General features: G+C 39.3%; 18 protein-coding genes and 1 tRNA gene. 7 read left to right on the forward strand and 12 right to left on the reverse strand.

Annotated features, from left to right (window positions below; all coding sequences use genetic code 11):
• Positions 1-91 precede the first annotated feature (91 nt).
• Genes petA through SULBA_RS09525 form a run of 3 tightly spaced genes read left to right on the forward strand, consistent with a single transcriptional unit; the run spans position 92 to position 2729 of the window.
• The gene (petA, locus tag SULBA_RS09515; RefSeq protein WP_014770081.1) at positions 92-598 is read left to right on the forward strand and encodes a ubiquinol-cytochrome c reductase iron-sulfur subunit; all 507 of its coding nucleotides are present in this window, start codon (positions 92-94) and stop codon (positions 596-598) included.
• Between the two features lie 11 nt (positions 599-609).
• Entirely contained in the window at positions 610-1866 is a 1257-nt protein-coding gene (locus SULBA_RS09520; RefSeq protein ID WP_014770082.1) for a cytochrome b, read from the forward strand.
• Entirely contained in the window at positions 1863-2729 is an 867-nt protein-coding gene (locus SULBA_RS09525) for a c-type cytochrome (RefSeq protein ID WP_014770083.1), read from the forward strand. Before SULBA_RS09520 ends, SULBA_RS09525 begins: the two co-directional genes overlap by 4 nt.
• A gap of 101 nt (positions 2730-2830) precedes the next feature.
• On the opposite strand, the gene accA is transcribed toward SULBA_RS09525, so the two are convergent.
• The 5 genes from accA to gpmI all read right to left on the reverse strand — a co-directional run bounded on the left by accA (position 2831) and on the right by gpmI (position 7704).
• A complete protein-coding gene (gene accA / locus SULBA_RS09530) occupies positions 2831-3769 on the reverse strand; it encodes an acetyl-CoA carboxylase carboxyl transferase subunit alpha (RefSeq protein WP_014770084.1) in 939 nt (312 codons plus the stop codon).
• A gap of 9 nt (positions 3770-3778) precedes the next feature.
• Positions 3779-4987 (reverse strand): beta-ketoacyl-ACP synthase II, encoded by a 1209-nt coding sequence (locus tag SULBA_RS09535; protein WP_014770085.1) that lies wholly within the window; start codon positions 4985-4987, stop codon positions 3779-3781.
• Positions 4988-5062: 75 nt separating this feature from the next.
• Complete coding sequence (gene acpP / locus SULBA_RS09540; RefSeq protein WP_014770086.1) at positions 5063-5293, reverse strand: acyl carrier protein; 231 nt, start codon at positions 5291-5293, stop codon at positions 5063-5065.
• A 78-nt stretch (positions 5294-5371) separates the two neighbouring features.
• Positions 5372-6115, reverse strand: a complete 744-nt coding sequence (gene fabG / locus SULBA_RS09545; RefSeq protein WP_014770087.1) for a 3-oxoacyl-ACP reductase FabG — start codon at positions 6113-6115, stop codon at positions 5372-5374.
• Between the two features lie 89 nt (positions 6116-6204).
• Positions 6205-7704: a 2,3-bisphosphoglycerate-independent phosphoglycerate mutase gene (gpmI, locus tag SULBA_RS09550; RefSeq protein WP_014770088.1), complete on the reverse strand. Its 1500-nt coding sequence runs from the start codon at positions 7702-7704 to the stop codon at positions 6205-6207.
• Between the two features lie 79 nt (positions 7705-7783).
• On the opposite strand from gpmI, the gene mraY reads away from it, so the two are divergent.
• From mraY to SULBA_RS09570, 4 genes are all read left to right on the forward strand, one after another.
• Complete coding sequence (mraY, locus tag SULBA_RS09555) at positions 7784-8848, forward strand: phospho-N-acetylmuramoyl-pentapeptide-transferase (RefSeq protein WP_014770089.1); 1065 nt, start codon at positions 7784-7786, stop codon at positions 8846-8848.
• The gene (gene murD, locus SULBA_RS09560) at positions 8845-10038 is read left to right on the forward strand and encodes a UDP-N-acetylmuramoyl-L-alanine--D-glutamate ligase (RefSeq protein ID WP_014770090.1); all 1194 of its coding nucleotides are present in this window, start codon (positions 8845-8847) and stop codon (positions 10036-10038) included. The genes mraY and murD overlap by 4 nt, the downstream gene beginning before the upstream one ends.
• A gap of 53 nt (positions 10039-10091) precedes the next feature.
• Positions 10092-10167: transfer RNA gene (locus tag SULBA_RS09565), tRNA-Phe, on the forward strand.
• Positions 10168-10472: 305 nt separating this feature from the next.
• Positions 10473-11675: an IS256 family transposase gene (locus tag SULBA_RS09570; RefSeq protein ID WP_014768976.1), complete on the forward strand. Its 1203-nt coding sequence runs from the start codon at positions 10473-10475 to the stop codon at positions 11673-11675.
• 54 nt (positions 11676-11729) lie between these two features.
• On the opposite strand, the gene SULBA_RS09575 is transcribed toward SULBA_RS09570, so the two are convergent.
• The 7 genes from SULBA_RS09575 to ciaB form a co-directional block, all read right to left on the reverse strand.
• Positions 11730-13055: a hypothetical protein gene (locus SULBA_RS09575; protein WP_014770091.1), complete on the reverse strand. Its 1326-nt coding sequence runs from the start codon at positions 13053-13055 to the stop codon at positions 11730-11732.
• Positions 13052-14299: a tyrosine-type recombinase/integrase gene (locus SULBA_RS09580; protein ID WP_014770092.1), complete on the reverse strand. Its 1248-nt coding sequence runs from the start codon at positions 14297-14299 to the stop codon at positions 13052-13054. Before SULBA_RS09580 ends, SULBA_RS09575 begins: the two co-directional genes overlap by 4 nt.
• A 175-nt stretch (positions 14300-14474) precedes the next feature.
• A complete protein-coding gene (locus SULBA_RS09585; RefSeq protein ID WP_014770093.1) occupies positions 14475-16895 on the reverse strand; it encodes an AAA family ATPase in 2421 nt (806 codons plus the stop codon).
• 45 nt (positions 16896-16940) lie between these two features.
• Positions 16941-18713, reverse strand: coding sequence for a GGDEF domain-containing protein (locus SULBA_RS09590; RefSeq protein WP_014770094.1), 1773 nt, complete (start codon positions 18711-18713; stop codon positions 16941-16943).
• 75 nt (positions 18714-18788) lie between these two features.
• Positions 18789-19385 (reverse strand): hypothetical protein, encoded by a 597-nt coding sequence (locus tag SULBA_RS09595; protein WP_014770095.1) that lies wholly within the window; start codon positions 19383-19385, stop codon positions 18789-18791.
• A gap of 75 nt (positions 19386-19460) precedes the next feature.
• Positions 19461-20150: an ABC transporter permease gene (locus SULBA_RS09600; RefSeq protein ID WP_014770096.1), complete on the reverse strand. Its 690-nt coding sequence runs from the start codon at positions 20148-20150 to the stop codon at positions 19461-19463.
• Complete coding sequence (gene ciaB, locus SULBA_RS09605) at positions 20147-22006, reverse strand: invasion protein CiaB (RefSeq protein ID WP_014770097.1); 1860 nt, start codon at positions 22004-22006, stop codon at positions 20147-20149. The genes SULBA_RS09600 and ciaB overlap by 4 nt, the downstream gene beginning before the upstream one ends.
• Positions 22007-22070 lie beyond the last annotated feature (64 nt).

Here is a 22070-nt window from a genome sequence, read left to right on the forward strand (position 1 = left end):
CATAAATTTGTCATAATTGACTTTTGTCATAGATTCTTAATAATTTATGCGATAAAATTGTCACAAATTAATCAAAATGAAAGGAAAAGGAATGGCTGTTGAACAAAACAGACGAGACTTCATCGGTATGGCATTGGGCGGTGTCACAGCTGTGGGTGGTGTCATAGCACTTGGAGCGATGAAAAAGACATGGGATCCACTCCCTAGCGTACAATCTGCTGGTTTTATTACCGTTGATCTCTCACCGATGCAAGAGGGGGAACTTAAAACGCTTCAATGGAGAGGGAAACCTATCTTTATCTTGAAAAAAACCGCTGATATGAAAAAAAACGAGAACCGTGATGTCGTTGCAGGAAACAGTAACTACACTGTTATTATCGGTCTTTGTACACACTTAGGTTGTATTCCTACATGGATTCCTGCCCGTAAAGAGTTTTCTTGTGCCTGTCATGGTGGTGTCTTTGATGCCAGTGGCGTCAATACATTTGGACCACCACCGCGTCCTATGGATATTCCTCCTTTTAAAATTGATGGCGAAAAACTCGTTCTCGGTGAAGAAGGTCCAGAATACCAAAAATTAACCGCTAAAAAAGCGTAAAGGAGGCAGTCATGGCAGAGATAAAAAAAGCAGATGGGCTGATGGACTGGCTTGATCAGCGTTTGGCCGTTAAAGCATTTATGCGTGTAATGATGACAGAGTATTGGATTCCTAAAAACATCAACTTCCTTTGGGCAATGGGTGTTGTTTTAGTTGTTTTGTTTAAAATCTTGATTGTTTCAGGTATTTTCCTTCTTATGTACTACAAACCAGACATTAACTTAGCATTTGATAGTGTGAACTACACCATTATGCAAGAGGTAGAATACGGCTGGCTTTGGAGACATATGCACGGTGTAGCAGCGTCTGCTATTTTCCTTGTGATTTACATTCATATGTTTACAGGTATTTACTACGGCTCTTACAAAAAAGGGCGTGAGATGATTTGGCTTACAGGTATGGCTCTTTTTGGTCTATTTTCAGCCGAAGCCTTTAGTGGCTATATGCTCCCATGGGGACAAATGAGCTACTGGGCAGCACAAGTTATTACCAATCTTTTTGGTGGTATTCCTCTCATTGGTGAAGCGCTTGTTGTGTGGATTCGAGGTGACTTCTTAGTTGCGGATGCTACATTAACACGTTTTTTCATGCTTCACGTGCTCTTATTGCCTTTAGCGATTATTTTAGTGATTGCGATTCACTTCTACTCTTTACGTTTCCCACATGTCAATAATCAAGACTCCGAAGAGATAGATTTTGATAAAGAGGCAAAAAAATACCTTGCAGGGAAAACCAAAGAGTCTAAAGTAGTTCCATTTTGGCCAGTATTCCTCTCTAAAGATTTCTTTGTTGTCGGTGTTGCCATGACTATTTTCTTCTACTTAGTCTGTTACCACTACGATTTTGCAATGGATCCCATTAACTTTGAACCTGCTAATACCATGAAAACACCTGCACATATCTATCCTGAGTGGTATTTCTTGTGGAGTTATGAAGTGCTTCGTGGCTTCTTCTTTGATATTGGTGGTATTGCGGCAATGGATATTGGTTTAGCTGCATTTGGGTTTGCCAATATTATTTTTATGATTCTTCCATTTTTGGATAGAAACACTGAGAATGTTGCACCTGCACACAAACGTCCAATGTTTTTTATTTGGTTTTGGGTTTTACTTGTCGATATGATTGTGCTCACCGTTTATGGCAAACTTCCTCCAACAGGAGCCAACGCTTGGGTGGGATTTTTTGCAGCATTGGTCTTTATCTTGCTCTTTGTTGCCCTGCCTATCATTACAAAAATGGAAGCAAAATGTCAGGGAGGTTGTAAATGAAAGAGTTAAAAATATTAGCAGTGGTAATCTTTTTTACCGCTGTTGTTTATTGGGGTGTTGAGCCATTTGCACATTCACAAATGCACCCACATGTTGCCCCTGCAGATTATAGTTTTAAAGATTTAGAACCTTCTTCTAAAGTAGGGGATGCCTCAAGAGGGGCTGAAACCTTTATCAATGCTGGCTGTACAGGATGCCACTCTTTAAATGTTGCAGGTATGCCTGCCCCTATGGATAATGAGAGTGCATCGGCTTCTTTTGGTGTGGTTCCACCTGATTTAAGTAGTGCAGGTGCTATTTATGATAAGCACTATCTAGCAGCCTTAATTAAAAACCCAACAAAAGCACTCAAAGTTGAGCATAAATTCACCGAAGAGCGTCCGCACCCAATGATTGCATTTTATGGCTTAGGTGGTGACATTGATCAAGAAATAGCTGACATTGTTGCATACCTTCAAAGCATTGCACCCAAAGAGATAGACGACAAACAAGTCTTTGCAGATGCCTGCCAAAGATGCCACGATATGAAATACGATAAACTCTCAAGTCCTAGTGATAAAACTGCTTTGATGGCGTATATGGGAACATTGCCTCCTGATTTGTCCATTATGATTCGGGCTAAAAGTAAAGAGTACCTTCATACCTTTATTAATGATCCTCAAAAACAACTCTCAGGGACATCAATGCCCCGTGTTGGTTTAACCCAAAAAGCTGAAGAGCAAGTCATTGCTTATATGGAAAAAGTGGGAGATCGTAAAAAAGCTGAACGTGAAGATTTAGGGTATAAACTTATCGGGTTTATGGTTATCTTTACAATCCTTGCTTATTTATGGAAAGTTAAAATCTGGAGAGACGTTCACTAAGAACGTCTTTACATGTAAAGGGTCATTTCGCTTATTCTCTAAGTGAAACGACCCTTTATCAAAGAGAAAAAAGAAGTCAAAAAACGATAGAAGAAAATTTTCTATCGCTCTTCGTACGCACCAATAGAGGTAATACGCTCATAGCGTTTATTCATTCGTTCTTCGTTTGTGAGCTTATCTAGTTCATCTAAAGATTTTAAAAAATAATTGCCTAATGCTTTTGCTGCATTTTCTTTATCACGATGCGCACCGACTAAAGGCTCATCAACAATTGCATCAATCAGTTTAAGATGTAAAAGGTCTTCAGAGGTAATTTTCATTGCTTTTGTGGCATTTTCTTGTTTGCTAGGATCGTTCCATAAAATAGCAGCACATCCCTCTGGAGAAATAACAGAAAAGACAGAGTAACGCATCATAGCCACTCTATCACTCACTCCAATGGCAAGAGCACCACCACTTCCACCCTCGCCAATAACAACAGCAACACTTTTGGTATTTAAACGGCTCAGTTCAAAAAGATTTTTAGCAATCGCTTCACTCTGTCCTCTCTCTTCTGCAGCAATTCCTGGATACGCACCTGGAGTGTCAATTAAAAAAAGAATGGGAAGATTAAACTTTTCTGCCATTTTAGCAATACGAAGGGCTTTACGATACCCTTCAGGATGAGGCATACCAAAATTACGTTTGATTTTATTTTTGGTTCCTCTTCCTTTTTGCTCACCAATCACAACCACTTTACGTGAGCCTAAGTAGCCAATGTAACAGACAATCGCAGCATCATCTGCAAAATTTCTATCACCATGAATTTCATAGCTATCTCGCAAAAGTGCTCGAATATAATCTAACGCATACGGGCGGTCAGGATGACGCGCTAATTGCAATTTTTGGTATTCACTTAAATTTTTATAGGTTTTCGAAATCTCTTTTTCAAGATTTTTTTCTAGTATTTCAACAGCATGGCTATCGCCTTTGATTTTGGCATTGGAAATATCCTCATCAATCTGTTTAATACCATTCTCAAAATCCAAATACGTTGCCACTGAACTTCCTTACAGACGTTTAAAAATTACAGAACCGTTGGTTCCACCAAAGCCAAATGAATTACTCATAATATACTCAGCTCTGCATTTTCGAGCCACATTAGGGATATAGTCCAAATCACAATCAGCGTCTGGGTTTTCATAATTAATGGTTGGAGGTAAAATTTCATCACGCATTGCCATCAAACAAATAACCGCTTCAATAGCACCAGCAGCTCCTAAACAATGACCAATTTGACCCTTGGTTGAACTAATCTGAGGAACATTTTCACCGAATAACTCTTTAATAGCGGCTGTTTCATTTTTATCATTGGCTGGAGTACTGGTTCCATGCGCATTAATATAATCAATTTTAGGAAAACCCGCCATTTTATAAGCAGCTTTCATAGCACGAAGAGGACCATCTAAGCTTGGAGAAGTAATATGATTGGCATCACCACTCTCACCAAAACCAACCACTTCACCATAGATATGAGCACCCCTAGCAACAGCGTCTTCATAAATTTCTAAAACAAGAGCACCTGCACCCTCACCCATAATAAATCCATCACGCTGTGCATCAAAAGGACGAGATGCACGCTTGGGTTCATCATTACGTGTAGAAAGCGCCTTCATAGCAGCAAAACCGCCTACACCTGCTGCACAAATAGCCGCTTCTGCGCCTACAACGAGCATCTTATTGGCTCCACCCGTAATAATTGTTTTGGTTGCTTCACTAATCGCATGAGTACCTGCAGCGCATGCCGTAACCGATGAAAGGTTTGGACCTTTAAGACCATGTTCAATCGAAACCATTCCACCTAACATATTAATGAGCGCTGAGGGAATAAAAAAAGGAGAAACTTTACGAGGACCTGCACTGTTTACAATCACAGAATTTTTCTCAATCACCACCAAGCCACCGATACCTGAAGCAGAACTAACTCCAAAACTCTCTGCATCAAAGCTTTCAATTTTAGCATCGCTCATCGCTTCTTGCGCAGCTTTAAGTCCTAATTGAATGAAACGATCGGCTTTTTTGACCTCTTTAGGATTCATAACCGTATTAGGATCAAAGTCCGTAATCTCACCAGCAATTTTAACGGTATGCTCGGTTGTGTCAAACGAACTAATGCTTTTAATGCCACATTGAGCTTCAACGATAGCTTTAAAAGAACTCTCTTTATCCAAACCTAATGAATTAATCATTCCGATGCCAGTAACAACAACTCTTCTCAAATTTTTATCCTCTTTTGTGATCTTGTGTGGGAATGGGGAGAACCCGCAAAGCGGGTTGTGTGTGCAATATAAAAATTATTTATGTGCTTCAATGTAAGACATAGCATCATTGACCGTGACGATTTTTTCAGCGTCAGTGTCTGGAATTTCAATGTCAAATTTCTCTTCGAGTGCCATAACAAGTTCTACAACGTCTAAAGAATCCGCACCCAAATCTTCTACGAATTTAGAATCTTCTTTTACCTCTTCAGGATTGACATTTAATTGTTCAACAACCACCGCTTTTACATCATCAAATAGTGCCATTTACTAGCTCCTTTAAAAAATTTTCACTATTTTATCAAAAAAACCTTTAATTTGAATTTTTTACATGTAAGCATCCCTTTACATGTACATGCCACCATTGACTTTTAAAACTTCCCCTGTGATATAACTTGAACTATCACTGAGTAAAAATGCTACCGCTTCTGCAATATCTTTGGGACTTCCAAAACGCTTAAGTGGGATTTTTGAAGTGTAGCTCTCTTTAATGTCCTCACTTAATTTATCCGTCATCTCCGTTGCAATAAAACCAGGAGTTACGGTATTGAAGCGCACATCTCTTGCACTTCCCTCTAGCGCAAAACTTTTACTCATCGCAATCAAACCACCTTTACTTGCGCTGTAATTGACTTGACCCGCATTGCCTGTCTCCCCCACAATGGAAGCAATATTCACAACAGAACCAAAGCGTTTCTTACTCATCACTTTGAGTGCTTCACGGCATCCAATAAATGCAGACGTTAGGTTAATGTCAATCACAGAAGTAAAATCCTCTTTTTTCATACGAATCGCTAGTTTATCATTGGTAATGCCTGCATTATTGACCAAATAAGAGAGTTCGCCATCACTATCCACAATCGTTTTAATGCCCTCAACAAACGCTTCTTCATCGGCAACATCAAATCCAATCACTGCTGCTACACCGCCATTGGCTTCAATCTCCGTTTTAATGGCATCAGCTGATTCAGGACGAGAACGGTAATTCACCCACACTTTAAGTCCATAACCTGCTAATGTAAGCGCTATCTCTTTACCAATACCACTTGCCGCACCTGTAACTAAAACATTTTTTCCACTAAATTTCATTGTTTTCCTTTTTACATGTAATGTATTTTTTCACGCCAAAAAAGCAAAGCTCTTTTGACTACGCTTCGCTATGCACTAAAGCTTGGCTCTTACGAGCCAGAGAATTCGACTAAGGGTGCATCCATCTCTTTAGGAATAGGCAGCCCCATCAATTTAAGCACCGTGGGAGCAATATGATTAAGCCCACCTTTCTCCACTTTTGTCACACGCTTATCCCAAACAAAACCATACACATCAAATGTGGTATGGTTGGTCAATGTTTTTTCTTCACGATCAAACATCTGCTCACAATTTCCATGGTCACTCGTAAGCACAATAGAATAATTCGCCACTTTGGCTTTTTCAAACAGCCGCCCAAGCTCTGCATCCACGGCTTCCACCGCTTTAATGCCTGCTTCCAAACTTCCCGTATGCCCAACCATATCGCCATTGGCAAAATTCACGACAATAAAATCATACGCCTCATCCATCGCTTTTAAAACCGCATCGCCCACGGCATGGGCACTCATTTCGGGTTGTAAATCATAGGTTTTGACTTTTGGACTGGGTACTAAAAGCCTTGTTTCACCCACTTTTGGCTCTTCTACACCGCCATTGAAAAAGAAGGTAACATGTGCGTATTTTTCTGTTTCTGCGGTATGAAACTGAGAAAGTCCCGCATCGGCAATCACATCGCTTAGCGTATGTTGAGGCGTATCGGCTTCAAACATTATAGGAAAAGGATAGCTACTATCGTACTCTGTCATGGTAATACATGTAATGCCATTGAGGGTACGAGCAAATTCGCCAAACTCCTCAAAGCCAATCGCACGAGAGAGTTCACGCATTCTATCGTTTCTAAAATTGGCAAAAATCACTCCATCTTCGCTTTGCATTCCACTATACGCTTCAAATGCTACAGGCTCAATAAACTCATCGGTGACACCTTTATCATACATGCTTTGCATATACGCTTTTACATGTAACGCTGTTTTAGGCTCTGCATCGACTATCGCACAGTACCCTTGCTCAACCCTTTCCCAGCGATTATCCCTGTCCATGCTAAAAAAACGCCCTGAAATAGAAGCAATGTGAATGTTCTCATTGCACAGACCCTCTAACTGCTCCACAAATCCCATACCAGAAGTAGGAGAGACATCTCGTCCATCGGTGATAATATGGAAAAAAACTTTTTTTCCACTCAGCTCGCTAATGTGTGCTAAAGCCATCATATGATCAATATGCGAGTGTACTCCCCCATCACTGACAAGCCCTACAATATGAATAGAGCCTTTTACATGTAAAAGCTCTTGAAGCGCTTTATTTTTTGCTAAAGAGCCATCTTGTGCCGCCAGTGAAATTTTGACCAAATTTTGGTACAAAATACGTCCACTGCCGATACACATATGTCCTACTTCGCTGTTGCCCATCTGTCCATCAGGTAAGCCTACACTCAGCCCTGAGGTTTGAATTAAAGCGTAAGGGACACTCTGAAACAATCTCTCATACGTAGGTTTCTTTGCCTGTGCAAACGCATTTGCCACTTCACTGGCATTGTGACCAATACCATCGGTAATAATCAGTAAGGTTTTTTGAATCTCTGGTTTCAAATCGTACCCTTTGTTATCAGCTTATAAGCAATATATTACTAAAATGTTGCTTTTATAAAAATATATGGAAGTCCCCTTTATGCTGTACGCTCTTTACAAACTCACCTCAATCAATCTCTTTCAGTACATTACGGTTCGTGCAGGAATTGCTTTTTTCTTAGCTTTTATTTTCACCGTTTATCTTATGCCAAAGTTTATCAAATGGGCAAAAGCACGCAATGCCAACCAACCTATTTATGCCCTTGCCCCACAAACGCATCAACAAAAAGGAAAAACGCCTACCATGGGAGGCATTGTCTTTTTGTGTGCGGCGACCCTTGCTGTGCTTTTGTGCGCTCGCATGAATAACATATTTGTCATCTCTTCGCTCACATGTATCTTACTCTTTGGGCTGATTGGTATGAAAGATGACCTCTCTAAAATTTTAGGTAAAAGCAACACCGCAGGGCTAACCCCAAGGGCAAAACTGATATTCCAAATTCTTGCCTCATCTGTTGTCGCATGGATTTTATACCAAAATGTTGATTTAGATACCACGTTTTTTATCCCTTTTTACAAATACCCTCTTTTTGATATGCACCTTTTAGCCTTAGGTTTTTGGGTATTGGTGATGATTTCTTCAAGTAATGCTGTCAATCTTACCGATGGGTTAGATGGGCTAGCAACCGTACCTTCCATTTTATCTATTCTCTCTTTGGCTGTGTTTGTTTATGTGGGCGGTAACGCTTTTTTAAGCAGCTATTTACTCCTTCCAAAAGTAGGAGGCAGTGGCGAAGTGGTCATTGTTGCAACCGCAGTTATGGGCTCATTGGTGGGCTTTTTATGGTTTAACTGCTACCCAGCAGAAGTGTTTATGGGCGATAGTGGAAGCCTCAGCGTGGGTGCGTTTATTGGGTATATGGCGATTATTTCGAAAAATGAGATTTTGCTGATTTTGATTGGGTTTGTATTTGTTTTAGAAACCGTTTCGGTTATTTTACAGGTGGGAAGTTACAAGACACGTAAAAAACGTATCTTCCTGATGGCGCCAATTCATCACCATTTTGAGGTGAAAGGTTGGCCAGAAAACAAGATTATCGTGAGATTTTGGATTATTGCGCTCATGTCAAATCTTTTAGCACTTACGGCATTGAAAATACGATGATAACACTTTTTGGACACGGAAAAACAACCAAAGCAATTGCAAAACGCTATGCAGGAAACTGCCAAATCTTTGATGATGCCTTTACATGTAAAGGTGAAGATGAACACGGAAACCTCTTACTTCCACCCTCTTTTTTTGAGCCTGAAAAAAGCAGTGTAGAGATTCCAAGCCCAGGCTTCCCCGCAGAACACCCTCTCATTCAAAAAGCCCTTCATGTCACCAGTGAATATGACTTTTTTAAAGAGGCGATGCCTTTTAGCATCTGGATTAGCGGAACCAACGGGAAAACCACCACCACACAAATGTGCCAATTTCTCTTAGAAAAACAAGGCGCAGTTGCGGGTGGAAATATTGGCACACCCTTAGCAGAATTAGATGAAAAAGCCCCGATTTGGGTTTTAGAGACCAGCTCGTTTACCTTTCACTACACCAAAGTCACCGCACCTGATATTTATCTGCTTTTACCCATTAAGCCTGACCATCTTACATGGCATGGAAGCATGGAAGCGTACACCGATGCCAAACTTTCTCCTTTGGCTCGTATGCGTGAGGGAAGTGTGGCAATTTTGCCAAAAGCACATGCCAATGTCCAAACGCTTGCACATGTTATTGCGTATGAAAATGAACATGATTTGTCTGAAACGATGGGGATTGATATTTCAAAAATCAACTTTAAAACACCGTTCTTGCTTGATGCGGTACTTGCCATGAGTGCTCAAAAAATTCTTTTAGATACCATCGATTATGAGCGCATCAATAGCTTTAAAATTGACCACTATAAAATTGAAGAGTTCCACGATAAACAAGGACACCTATGGGTCGATGACTCAAAGGGAACCAATGTCGATGCAACCATAGAAGCGCTCAAACGCTATCAAAATGAGGAAATTTTACTCGTTTTAGGTGGGGATGATAAAGGAGTCGATTTGCAAGAGCTTTTTGACTTCATGAAACCTTTACATGTAAAGATATTTGCTATTGGCACGAACACCGAACGTCTTGCCACATTTGCCCAAAAAGAGGGACTTTGGCTTTCAAAATGCTTTGTACTTGAAGAGGCAATGAAGCAGATTCACGCACTCCACACCACTCAAAGTGTTGCCCTTCTCTCTCCAGCAGCAGCGAGCCTAGATCAGTTCAAATCCTACGCTCACAGAGGCGATCGCTTTAAAGAGTTGGCTTTAGCCTAGGGCTAAGCTACTCTTAAAGTTTTTAAGCTATAATTTCAACTCTTCAAAAGTGTGGCTGGATAGCTCAGTCGGTAGAGCAGGAGACTGAAAATCTCCGTGTCGGCGGTTCGATTCCGTCTCCAGCCACCACTCCACTAAAATCAATCAATCTTAAATAATCTCAAACTAACGATAAAATCGAAACTTTAAAGCTAATTCTAATACCAATCAACTTAAAACACTCTCAATGTATCTCATGCCTTTTGGTACATATTTTGGTACAATGTACCAACACATCAAAAATACCCCTTAAAAATGTACCAGATAATAGTAAATCATTACTGCCCATTTATGCGTTCACTTATCTACGCTAAGTATCCATGTATCGTATTTTAAGGGAGCGTTAGAAATTCTGTGTCAATCAGGTAGTATTTCAAATACACAAGGATTGAACGATGGAATTTCAGATAGACACAGAGGCAATATTACAGCACATACGTGAGGGCAAAGCCCTTGGAGGGAAAGATGGAGCACTGGCTCCTCTTATTAAACAACTAACAGAAGCAGCACTTCAAGCAGAGATAGAATCGCACCTTACCCAAGATTTGCAAAAGAATCGTAAAAATGGATTTAGCTCTAAAACAATGAAGAGTGAAGTAGGTAACTTCGAACTCGATGTTCCAAGAGATCGAACTGGTAGATTCGAGCCTCAAATCGTGAAGAAAAATCAAACCCATATGTCGGATCAAATAGAGCAAAAGATACTCTCACTCTATGCCCTTGGCAACAGTTATAGCCAAATAGTTGACCTTATTGAAGAAATATACGGTGTAGGCTTCTCTAAAGCCACCATAAGCGCCGTAACCGATAAAATCCTACCCATGTTACAAGAGTGGCGCGTTCGCCCCTTGGAAGAGCTGTATCCCTTTATATTCTTAGATGCCATTCACTATAAAGTGAAAGATGAAGGCAAATATATTTCCAAAGCATTTTATACCGTGCTTGGTGTTAAAACCGATGGTAAAAAAGAGATATTAGGTCTTTATTTAGGTGAAAGTGAAGGAGCAAAGTTCTGGTTACAAGTGCTCACAGATCTGCAAAACCGTGGAGTGAAAGATATATTGATTGCCTCAGTCGATGGACTTAAAGGATTTCCTGAAGCGATTAACTCAGTATTTCCCAATACAGAAGTTCAGCTGTGTATCGTCCATCAAATACGCAATTCCCTCAGGTTTATAGGCTCAATCAATCAAAAGCAATTTGCTAGTGAACTTAAAGCAGTCTATCAAGCATTTTCCAAAGAAGAAGCTGAAAATGAACTGGATAAACTGGAAGAAAAATGGGGTAAAAAATACCCTATTGTTTTTCAATCATGGCGCAACAAATGGGATAACCTCTCACTGTATTTTCAGTACCCTGAAGATATTAGACGTGTTATTTATACCACCAATATTATTGAATCCGTTCATCGCCAGTTTAGAACATTGACAAAGACTAAAGGGGCTTTTCCAAATGATGATAGCTTACTCAAACTTCTTTTTATGGGTATTAAAAATGCAGAAAAAAAATGGACAATGCCTATACGAAATTGGAGTCTAACCCTCTCACAACTCTCAATTTATTTCGAGGGTAGACTCAACAAGGCTTTAAATTTATGATACAATTTTAGGAACTACTTGGTGCTGACACAGATTTTTGAACACTCCCATTTATTAAAATCTACTAATACAAATCTCTTTAGATATTGTTTTAAGTGAGCCAAAATGTTGTTTAATAGTGTTTGGGTGAGTTCCATTATTTGAAATATTTGTTATATAGTTCGATATTCGGTTTATATCTATCTCTAATCTATTTGATAATTCCTTAAAGGGTATGAACTTTTCATGAGGTTTTGGAATTGATAAAAAGCTAATTTTATCTTCTAATTCTTTTATATTTTTATCGTTCTCATTTGCACTATTGTATCTCTTTAAAACTTCTAAATCTTGAGTATGCTTTTTGATTTTTTGTTCTTTATTCTCAAACTCTAAATACTGCATATAACCACTTATTAAAGCCTCTACAAACTCTTGAAAAACAATCAAATGATTGTCTGTATATACTGAATTACATTTATATAAAAAGCTCATGTAATGATTGTTGTTTTTTAACTTTGATAGTTTTTTGCTATTTGTAAATAAATTATCATTGTTTGATTTTTCACCCTCTAATAAAATTATGATTTCATTAGTATTTGGAAATTTTTTAATATTATCAATAATTACATCATAGCTATTATTTAAAAGCTCTTGATTAGTTTGTGGGGTGTTTTTGTTGATATTATAATTTTTTGCTATATTTTCCTTACAAATTATACTCATCGATTTATTCATCGCTAAAATTGTACGGGCTGTTATAAGCGTTGTTTTTCTTTTGGTTAAAGGTTTTGGATTTTTTTTGAGTTTAATATTTTCATAGTCAAAAGGCTCTCGATTTAAAATATTACTAATTGCTTCATCTTTATTTTTATACTTTTTAGTTTTTCTTTCTATATTTTCAAACTTGTAATATAGTTGTAAACTTTCTTTTATAGCTTCTTGATAGTTGTCTAAAAATGGGTGTTTTTTCCAATAATCTGCTTCATAAAATTCTTTAACAAACCAATCCATACTATCAACATAAGTTAATTCTATAAAATCTGCTAAAGAATAGTTATTTAATCTTATATTTTCTTTTTCTTTTTCAAATTCATCTTCCCAGTCACAAATTGAGTCATCATTACTGTCAAAATATTCTTCTTGAAGCTTCTTATAGTATTTATCATTAATGGAATAATTTATGTCACTGATATAATTGATTGCATATAAATCATCTTCAAACCATTCGATAGCAATATTTATCATTTCCTCTAAGTATTCAATATGTGGGTATCTGTATTTTTCCAAAATAGTATTTTGAATATGTGTTTTTAAGTATTGCTTTGTGCAGTCATCGAGTTTTGAAATAATAGTAAAGTTGTTTTCTTCTGCAATTTCATCAGTTAAAGTTCGTTCCATCATTTTATCTCCATCATTGCCAAAACATACCCACTCCACCAGTTCAAAAGTAAGCGCATTTCTTGGGTGTAGTCTGCTTTATTGGTATAAGCTCTTTCGGTTTGTGTGCCTATGGCGTGGTCTAAAACTTTTTCTCTACTCTCATAACTGCAACGGTGCGCCATTTGATTGGTTTCTACAATGCTTCTAAATGTGCCTCTAAAGCTATGAAGTCTTTGCCTACGACCTCTTAGCTCATCGTTGAAGCCTAAACGCTCTAAGGCTCGGTTTGGGGTTTCTTGATTGAGGTGTGCGCCATTGTCGGTTACAAACACATACTCTTTATTTGATGTATAAAGATACTGCTCTTTTAAAATGGCTATGGCTTCGTCTGAGAGAGGGAGTTTGAAATCGTCCACGTTTTTATCTTTGCTTTTCATTTCAGCTCTTGGAATGGTAAGTAATTGCTTTTCAAAGTCAATAAACGACCATTTAAGTGTCACAAGGTTAGAAGCTCTTAGTGGTACATGTAACACAAATTTGAGAGCGTTTTTAGTGGAGTAATGCCCATGATAACGATACAAAGTCGTTATAAGTTCCTTTAAAATCGTAGGCTCTACAATCTTGGGATAATTGACTTTTTTAACGGTTGGGAGAGTGCTTTTACGGTGAATGTTTGCCACGATATTGAACTTACAATACTTACGGCTACATGCAAACTGCCAAAGGTCGTTTAGGTAAGTAAACAATCTGCGTGCTGTTTCGGGCGTTTGTATGGCTTTTACTTCAATGATGGTAATTATCTCGGTGTGGTCTATCTCATCAATGGAACGCTCACCAAAAGCTTTTAAGGCGGTATTTTCAAAGAGTGCTTTTTTGCGCTTGTGCGTATTGCCCGATAATCTTCGTTCTTGGTCGTCTAACCATAGCTTTACAACATTAGCAAAGTTACTCTCTTTTTCTCGTTTGACTTCGGCTTTAACTTCTCGTTTATCATCTATCGGGTCAATGCCTTGCTTGATGAGGTTTTGCCATTCGTCACGCTTCGCTCTTGCATCAGCTAAAGTTACACTTGGATATGTTCCAAAAGAGGTTTTGCGCCTTTTGTTTTGCGTGGGGCTTGTATATCTAAAAATCCACTGCTTTGTTCCATCGGGCTTTATAAGTAGCTGTAACCCATCGCCATCGCTTAATGAATACTCTTTATCTTGAGGCTTTGCGCTCTTTTTTATTTCGGTATCACTTAGAGGCTTTACAGACTTGGGCATATAAGTTCCTTATTCAAGTCAATCTATGCTCCGATTTTAGCACTCAATGTATAAAAGATTGATTTGATGGTACATTTTATGGTACATCTGTATTTTACAAACAAGGCTTAAATGCCTAAATTTAGGGATTTATAGCTGTTTTGTCGGTAGAGTCTCCACCACCAAACTTCTTATCTTATTTTTTCCTCTTTTTTATTTCATCCATCAACGTACTTTCAATAATATTTTTAAGCTCTATCCCATCAATCATCTCTTTTTGCAGTAGTGCAAGAGCTACCGCTTCAATGGCAGGCCACAAGCGTTTGACCTCTTTTTCGGTTTGTGTTTGTGCGGCTTTCATCCAGACTAAAAGGCGCTCTTCAATTTTTTTCGAAAGCAACTCTTTATCATACTCGGATTCAATGCCACTGACATTAATGTAACCCAACTCCTCATCCATGCCAAAAAGCGCAATGGCAGCGTACGCTTGCATGGTTGCCACTTCAAGGTCATTCATCGCTCCACTCTCCATGCCTGCTTGTCCAAAGCGTTCCATTTTCGCAATACGCCCTGCTAATAAAATGCACATATTCGAAAAAAGCTCTTTTTTTGAAATCGCATCAATATAATCATCGTGATGATAGGAGACAAACCCCAAAGCATCACTGCGAGGTGCCACGGTTACTTGTTCGATTTTAATCGTAGGTGTGAGCACATACGAAAGTACCGCATGCCCCGCTTCATGGTAGGCTGTTTTTGCCATGGAAGTTTCGATGTCTCGAATCTGTTTATTTTCCAATTTTGCGCCATACTTAATGACGTTTATCTGCTCTAAGAGCATCTCCTCTGTAATCTCTTTAAGACCCTTGCGTGCGGCAAAAAGTGCTGCTTCTTGTCCAATGCGTTTGAGTGCATCTCCTCCCATACCTGAAATATACCGCACCACCCTTTCCACATCAATGGCTTCATCGTGGGGCATTTTTAAAATCTCTTCAATAAAAAAGCGTCTCGCTTGCATGTCAAGTTTTGGCACCTCAATGCAAATATCCAAACGCCCCGTTTTAATTAACGCATCAGGAATATCATTTTTTTGAGCAAGGGTAACGATGGTAAACAAAGGGGTTTCAAAACTTTGTGTCAACGCATCAAGCTCTTCAATAACAGGCGCAACATTCATGGTAGCAATCACCCCACCCGTAATGCCTTGCACATCAATGTCTTCTAAAATGACAATTGCAGGTGCACCACTGTAAGCTTGAGCATACGCTTTATGAATTTTTACCCCATCAAACAAATCCGCATCACGTAAGACAATGTAGGGCATGTCGGCTTCATGCGCAAAAGCACGGGCTAGAAGTTTTTTTCCCATACCCGAAGCACCGTACAAAATCATTCCCTTAGGGGGCACCATAGAAAAGTGTTTTAAGCGCTCAGGCTCTTTTAAAAGGCTAAGCACCTCACGCAACTCCTCTTTAACCCGTTCTTGCCCTGCAATATCATGAAACGTTACTTCAGAAACACACAAAGCATCTTGTGTGCTTACATGTAACTGCTCCTTAGTATAATGAGCATTTTTAAGCGTGTAGTTCGCTTTATTTCCTTTTACATGTAAAGACCACTCGAGGCTAATACGCCAATGCTGTTTACCAATTTTTTTGAGCAAAAGAGGTTGATTTTTTAAAGCATCCCGTACAAAGGTTTTGGCATTTAAAGAGACATTGTAAGTAATATACGTTACCTTTGGGTGTTCTTTCAAAAGGGCATAAACCCCATTAAAAAAAGTTTCTGGAAGCTTGGTTTGAATGTAGCGTGCGTTTAAATAGGGCGCTAAAGAGAGTGTGAGCAAAGCAATAAAGGTATCAATATTTTTATACTCCATTTGCACACCACTTGTTTGGTTAAACTGGTATGAGAGGGTATGCAAACTGTGTGCGCCAATTTTAATCAGTGCGGTTAAACTTAAAGGATTAAATGGGATTAAAGAGCCCTCATTCAATAAAGAGAGGAGTTTGGCATTAAAAACCCGCTGTTTATTGCCATTAAAACTTATCTCTTCTTGTGCCAAACGCTCCATTAAAAAGGTATGCGCCTGCAAAGGGTCATGGACAAAGAGTGTTTGCAAATCTTGACGTTTTAGTAAACCACTTAAACGAGTGGTACTCATGACAACCACTACGTGAGAAAAATCAACAGGGGCTTCTTTAACATCTGAAAAAAGCGTGTATAACGCAAGTTGTACTTGTGTATCGGCTTTGTCGATGTCTTCAAAAAATAAAACCGAACGTGGGTATTTACGAACACAATCAACAATCGTATTAAAAAGACTCAAGGACAATCCCTCTTCAGGATTGTATGCCTCCGTGTACTGATCCATCTGAAAAGCGTAAAAATGTTCTATGGCACTGTCTTCATGAGGAAGTAATTCTGCCAAATAACGCTTCCCACAGTTGGGAGGACCAATAAAGGTCAAAAGGGCTCTGATTTTTGAGTGAAACAGGCGCATATGCCCTAATGTTTTACAGAGCATCTCAATAGCAAAATCTTGGTCAAATAAAACCTCTTTGAGTCTCTCTTCAAGGCTTATGTTTAAAACACGATAGTTTTTCTCTTCTTGCATCAGGTACTCCTTGCTGCGAAAAGTTTATTCTATCATATAAAAAATTTACGCTGGTTTGATAACCCCTAAATCCACACACGCAATATGGGTGGGTGCATGTTTTGCACTCTTTTTTAAGCGCCCAAAAATTTCATTAAGCTCATTATCGTCTAAATCATGCTGATACCCAAAGCCATGACAAATCACAGCTGCACTGACCGTCATTAAGGGGAATGATTGAAGCATTCCATCACGATTTTTTGCTAAGATATACCCCGATGAGAGCCCATTTTCACAATAAAAACTTTTAATATCTTCTGCAAATTTTAGAACAATCTCTTGCACAATGCCATAGACTCTCTCAAAATTGTGCTCTTCTTTTAAACTCCAGCCTAAGAAAAAATCATCGCCTCCCACATGCCCCACTAAGCACTCTTCTAAACCCACAGCACTGCGTAAAATATCCGCAAACAACGTAATGGCACGATCTCCCTTACGAAAACCGTAATAATCATTAAAAGGCTTAAAATTGTCAAAATCAAAATACGCCATCAAGACTTTATCTTTTGATTCCATGGCGGTTGAGACAAATTCATTGATAATACGATTGCCAGAGAGCCCTGTTAAAGGATTTTGGTCTTTTGCATCGACAATATTTTTCTCATTAACCATCTCTAAAAGTACTCTGGAACTCAAATAACCCACATATTTTTCATTTTCCGTAATCAAAATCGCATCGTTTTCATCATCAAAGCCATAAATTTTCAAAATTTTCTCAATGGGGTCATTAATGTCTGCTCTACCACACGAAGAGACAATGGTTTTAAGACTCCCTTTTGTTAAATTATACAGCAAGGCTTTTCCATAATTAGAGTAAATATAGGTCTTAATATCCGTATCTTTAATGACGCCAATGGGGGTATAATCACGCTCCAAAACAGGCACAAAATGCACCGTTTTATCCGCACGTAACATCTCATACACCTCATTAATGCTTGAGTCAATAAACACAGGATGATTCTTTTGTAAATATTTCACAATATCCGAATTTTTTGTCCCTTTGCGTTTATCGTTGAGAGAGACGGTTTTGAGATGCTCATACGAGGATAAAATTTCACACACATTTTGGGTTGGCTTTTGCACAAAATAACCCTGAACCATGTTACACCCTAGCTTCTTGCACTCCAAATACTCCTCTTCACACTCCACTCCCTCAGCAATGGTAAAAATACCCATCACCTGTGCAATTTGAACAATAGAGCTTACAAAAAGACGCTTCTTTTTACTTAGATGAATATCACACACAAAAAAACGGTCAATTTTAATAAAATTAGGATCAGCATTAAAAAGCATTTGAAGCCCTGAGAAGCCAACCCCAAAATCATCAATTGCCATTTTATAGCCTTGTTGTTTGTAGAGGTTCAGTACCAATTTATCAACCCCTGCATACATACCCACTTGATGTTTTTCAGAGAGCTCAAAACAGATATTTGAGGTGTCCATACCATAACTGTTCAATAATTCACACGTATACCCTGGCTTAAAATCGGGCATCATGGTAATGCGATTATCCAAATTATAGAAGAGTTTAATGTGTTTTGAAAAAGGAAGAAGAGAAAATTTATGAATGGCTTTTTCACGTAAGAGCACATCAATCATATAAAGCACTTTTTCGCTGTATGCTGTGTCAAAAATTGCATCAATCGTTACAAAACCAGCACCTTCATAATTGCGAATCAAGGCTTCAACGGCATAGAGTTTACCTGTGTAAATGTTGACAATTGGCTGAAAAGCAAAATCTGCCACATCGACAAGTTTTTGCCATTTTTCATTTAACATTGCGTAACGCTCCTGGGTGGGGAAATAGAAGAATAGTACCTAGAAGCGATTACTAAATCATTACATGTAAAGACCTTAGTCGCAATACTCTATGCAAATTTTATGCGGGATAACACGACCACCACACGCCGTAAAACAGCCATCATACGCTTGTTCACACCCACAATCTGTGCTACAAAATGTTTGTTGATTGAGAAGGATTTGCTCAAAACTAGGACGCATTGGCATACGAGGCTCACGGGGTCTCTCATAGTTCAGGCGATTTAGATAACGACGCAATTCATCACGTTTTTGACAGGCACTGACCTCTTTATCTTTGGTGCATCGTTTTTGGAAATAATTAAAATCTCGACTCACATCATCAAAATCTCTTCGCCAACGGTACATATCGCTTTGAAAAAAGGAAAAATCCATACGGTAGCGCCCATACTCATGCTCATACGCTTTTAGCTCCTCTTGCTCCACCGCTTTTGCTTTGGCATATGCCTCATCCAAACAGAGCTGATAGCGTTGTTGGCACTGCGTTTGACACGTTTGTTGACTCACGCTACAGCGTTCAACACAAGGCGCAAACGAAGCAGAAGCGCTTGTGATATACTCATTTTGAATCACATACCGAGGCGCACACCCTGTTAAAAACAAAAGCAACCCCATTAAAAGAAGACGCAACATCACTACCTCCGCTTGCATTATGTGTCGTATGATACGCTAAAATTGTGAGCCATGCGTGAAATGCTCCACAACACACTATGCCCTTCTCACTGAAAAATACATATAGATAAAATTACTCATCGCCCCACTACTAAGCATCATTGCCATCACCACAATTTGATACCGCACCGCAATGAGTGGGTCAATGCCAGAGAGAATCTGCCCTGTCATCATCCCAGGTAAAGAGACAAAACCGACCGCTAAGAAGGTATTAATCTGTGGCATCATCGAGGCTTTCAGCGCAATAGAACGTGCTTTTTCCATCTCATGATGCTCTTTTTCCTTTTCATAACGCTCCGCACACAAAGAGATGGCATTCATCGCATTGGCATAAATCATCCCCGCTAGAGGAATCACAAAGCGAGCATCAAGGGGGTTTTCAAGCTCAAGCACCAAAAACAGCACCCATGCTAAATTTAAACTTCCTGCAATGCCAATCGAGAAAAAAATGGTTGCATAGGTTTTCCAATCTTTATGACGAATATTACGCCTGACAATCAGCGATGCACTCACAACCATCACCACGACTAAAGCAAACAAATAAAGCGTAGATTCTGTGCTAAATAACGAAACCAACACATAGCCTATGGCAATGAGTTGCACACTCATGCGCAAGGTGGCAAACAGAATCTCACCCTTCTTCCCTACCCATACAAAATAAAGAAGTGCCACACATCCAAGTGGTACGAGCATATAGAGTAAATTTAGAAGAGGAATGTTACTCAAAGCAACCAATCCTCTCTTTTCACACTCTCATCAATCTCCCTGCCCATACTTTGGTGCAATGCCCAATAATAATTCACAAACGAAGCAACCCTTGCATCGTTTGGCACATAAACGCCCTCTTTTTTACATGTAAAGCGCTCTAAGAAGAGTTTGGCATCTTTTTTAGAAAGATATTGTTCCGCCAAAGCGCTGTAAGTTTGAAGGTACCATGCTTTAAGAGAGTCATACGCATCCAGATGAATACTAAGCTTCTTCCCATCAAAGTCCAAAACACCGCTTTGAAACAAGCCATGCAAATGAATCAATCCTTCGCAATAATAAGGCTCCACCTCGCCCGTTTTCATCCACCCAATTAATCCCACGGCACGCTTTAGCGTATCACGTAACAAAGGCTCTTTTAAGGCTTCATCTTCGTCCATAAAAAAGGCAACCAATCCACCTGTGGTCGCTTTAAACTCCTCAATGTTTTTAAAAACACCGCTTTGATTCATAAAGGTCTCTGTGTCGCCATCCATCCATAAAATATGCCCAAACTCATGCCCAATGGTACTCACCTCATAAACCTGATGCCATAAAGAGGGTTGGTGAAACACCAGTTCTCGCTCTGCATCCATAAAGGCTTTTCCAAACACTTCATGATGAATTTTTAAAAAAGGTTTAGCACGCAAGGAGTCTAAAATGTTATCGGCAAAGGCAAAAATTTTCTTGCCACACTCTTTGGTCACCGTTTCATCATTGGGTACGACTTGAGCGGAAAAAAGCCCGTTAAACTCAGCCGCATAAAAGAGTGCAGGACGCCCGATGTAGAGCTGAACACGCTTAAGATTTAAGAGCACATTCTCTTTTACATGTAAGGATGTGTGAGCACTCTTTTCAAACACCGCCTCAAACATCTTTTCAATGCGCACTAGGGTTTTCGTGGCATCTTTCATCAAAGGATTACTAAGCCTGACATCCCACTCTAGCGCCACCGCTTTTTTGTAGTGGTCTTCATAATACTCCAAAGGATGTCCCACTTGAATAGGCGAGGTAATCGCCATCCATGTCCTATCAACCTGAGCCCATTTGCCAATGAGTTTGGCTCTATCTTCCTCCACAAACGCCTCTTTGATAGCATTAAAATAAGCGATATACGCCTCTTTTTGACCAAAATTATCCTCTTCCAAACGACTCAAATCTTCCACCAACGCTTCTAAAACATTCTTTACATGTAAGACATGTGTTGGAAAGGCTAAAGCGTACGCTTTGGCTTCATAGCCTCCTTGCAACTTCTCTAAAACTGAGTAAGAACGATCCCCTATTTTGCCTGAGGGCTCCACATCAAAAAGCCCTTTTTCGTGCAACATCGCCATGATTTTGGCTTCATCGTGGTCATACTCTAACTCTAAAAGTGGGTTGATGGTATTGATAATATGCTCCGTCCACGCACTTTGCCATAGACTAAGTACCACACCCACTTCATGCACGCCTCTAAGTAAACGACGATAAAAAGGGCAAAGCAGTTGTTCTACTTCTATTTGTGCTAAAAGACGTTCATGCTCTTTGAGGTAAAAATCACTCACCCAAAGATAGGCTTTCTCTTTTGCCTCGGTAATAAAAAGAGCATCTTTGCCCTCTTTCTCTAAGGCTTGCACCATCTGCTCGTCTCGTAAATTAATCAGGCGTGTTAAAATCGCCACACGGTTTTCTCGAATCAAAGAGAGCTCAATCTCTTCCAAAAACGCATCAATAAAGGCTTCAACCGCTTTATCGTACGTTTGAGACTCCACAATGCTAAAGTACGCACCTAACTGCTTTTGGCGCTCTTCTAAAAGGGCATACACACGTTTCAAATCATTTTCAAATCTCTTTTTCATCATTCATTCCATATTTTTAGTATAATTAAACCCTTATTTTATCTGATTTTATCTCATGAAGACG

The sequence above is a fragment of the Sulfurospirillum barnesii SES-3 genome (genome assembly GCF_000265295.1).
GTDB classification, from domain to species: domain Bacteria; phylum Campylobacterota; class Campylobacteria; order Campylobacterales; family Sulfurospirillaceae; genus Sulfurospirillum; species Sulfurospirillum barnesii.

Excerpts from the sequence above, each read along its gene's own strand:
- petA (WP_014770081.1), top strand. The coding sequence starts at position 92 with ATGGCTGTTGAACAAAACAGACGAGACTTCATCGGTATGGCATTGGGC.
- SULBA_RS09520 (WP_014770082.1), top strand. The coding sequence starts at position 610 with ATGGCAGAGATAAAAAAAGCAGATGGGCTGATGGACTGGCTTGATCAG.
- SULBA_RS09525 (WP_014770083.1), top strand. The coding sequence starts at position 1,863 with ATGAAAGAGTTAAAAATATTAGCAGTGGTAATCTTTTTTACCGCTGTT.
- acpP (WP_014770086.1), bottom strand. The coding sequence starts at position 5,293 with ATGGCACTATTTGATGATGTAAAAGCGGTGGTTGTTGAACAATTAAAT.
- fabG (WP_014770087.1), bottom strand. The coding sequence starts at position 6,115 with ATGAAATTTAGTGGAAAAAATGTTTTAGTTACAGGTGCGGCAAGTGGT.
- mraY (WP_014770089.1), top strand. The coding sequence starts at position 7,784 with ATGCTGTACGCTCTTTACAAACTCACCTCAATCAATCTCTTTCAGTAC.
- murD (WP_014770090.1), top strand. The coding sequence starts at position 8,845 with ATGATAACACTTTTTGGACACGGAAAAACAACCAAAGCAATTGCAAAA.
- SULBA_RS09570 (WP_014768976.1), top strand. The coding sequence starts at position 10,473 with ATGGAATTTCAGATAGACACAGAGGCAATATTACAGCACATACGTGAG.
- SULBA_RS09575 (WP_014770091.1), bottom strand. The coding sequence starts at position 13,055 with ATGATGGAACGAACTTTAACTGATGAAATTGCAGAAGAAAACAACTTT.
- SULBA_RS09580 (WP_014770092.1), bottom strand. The coding sequence starts at position 14,299 with ATGCCCAAGTCTGTAAAGCCTCTAAGTGATACCGAAATAAAAAAGAGC.
- SULBA_RS09585 (WP_014770093.1), bottom strand. The coding sequence starts at position 16,895 with ATGCAAGAAGAGAAAAACTATCGTGTTTTAAACATAAGCCTTGAAGAG.
- SULBA_RS09590 (WP_014770094.1), bottom strand. The coding sequence starts at position 18,713 with ATGTTAAATGAAAAATGGCAAAAACTTGTCGATGTGGCAGATTTTGCT.
- SULBA_RS09595 (WP_014770095.1), bottom strand. The coding sequence starts at position 19,385 with ATGTTGCGTCTTCTTTTAATGGGGTTGCTTTTGTTTTTAACAGGGTGT.
- ciaB (WP_014770097.1), bottom strand. The coding sequence starts at position 22,006 with ATGAAAAAGAGATTTGAAAATGATTTGAAACGTGTGTATGCCCTTTTA.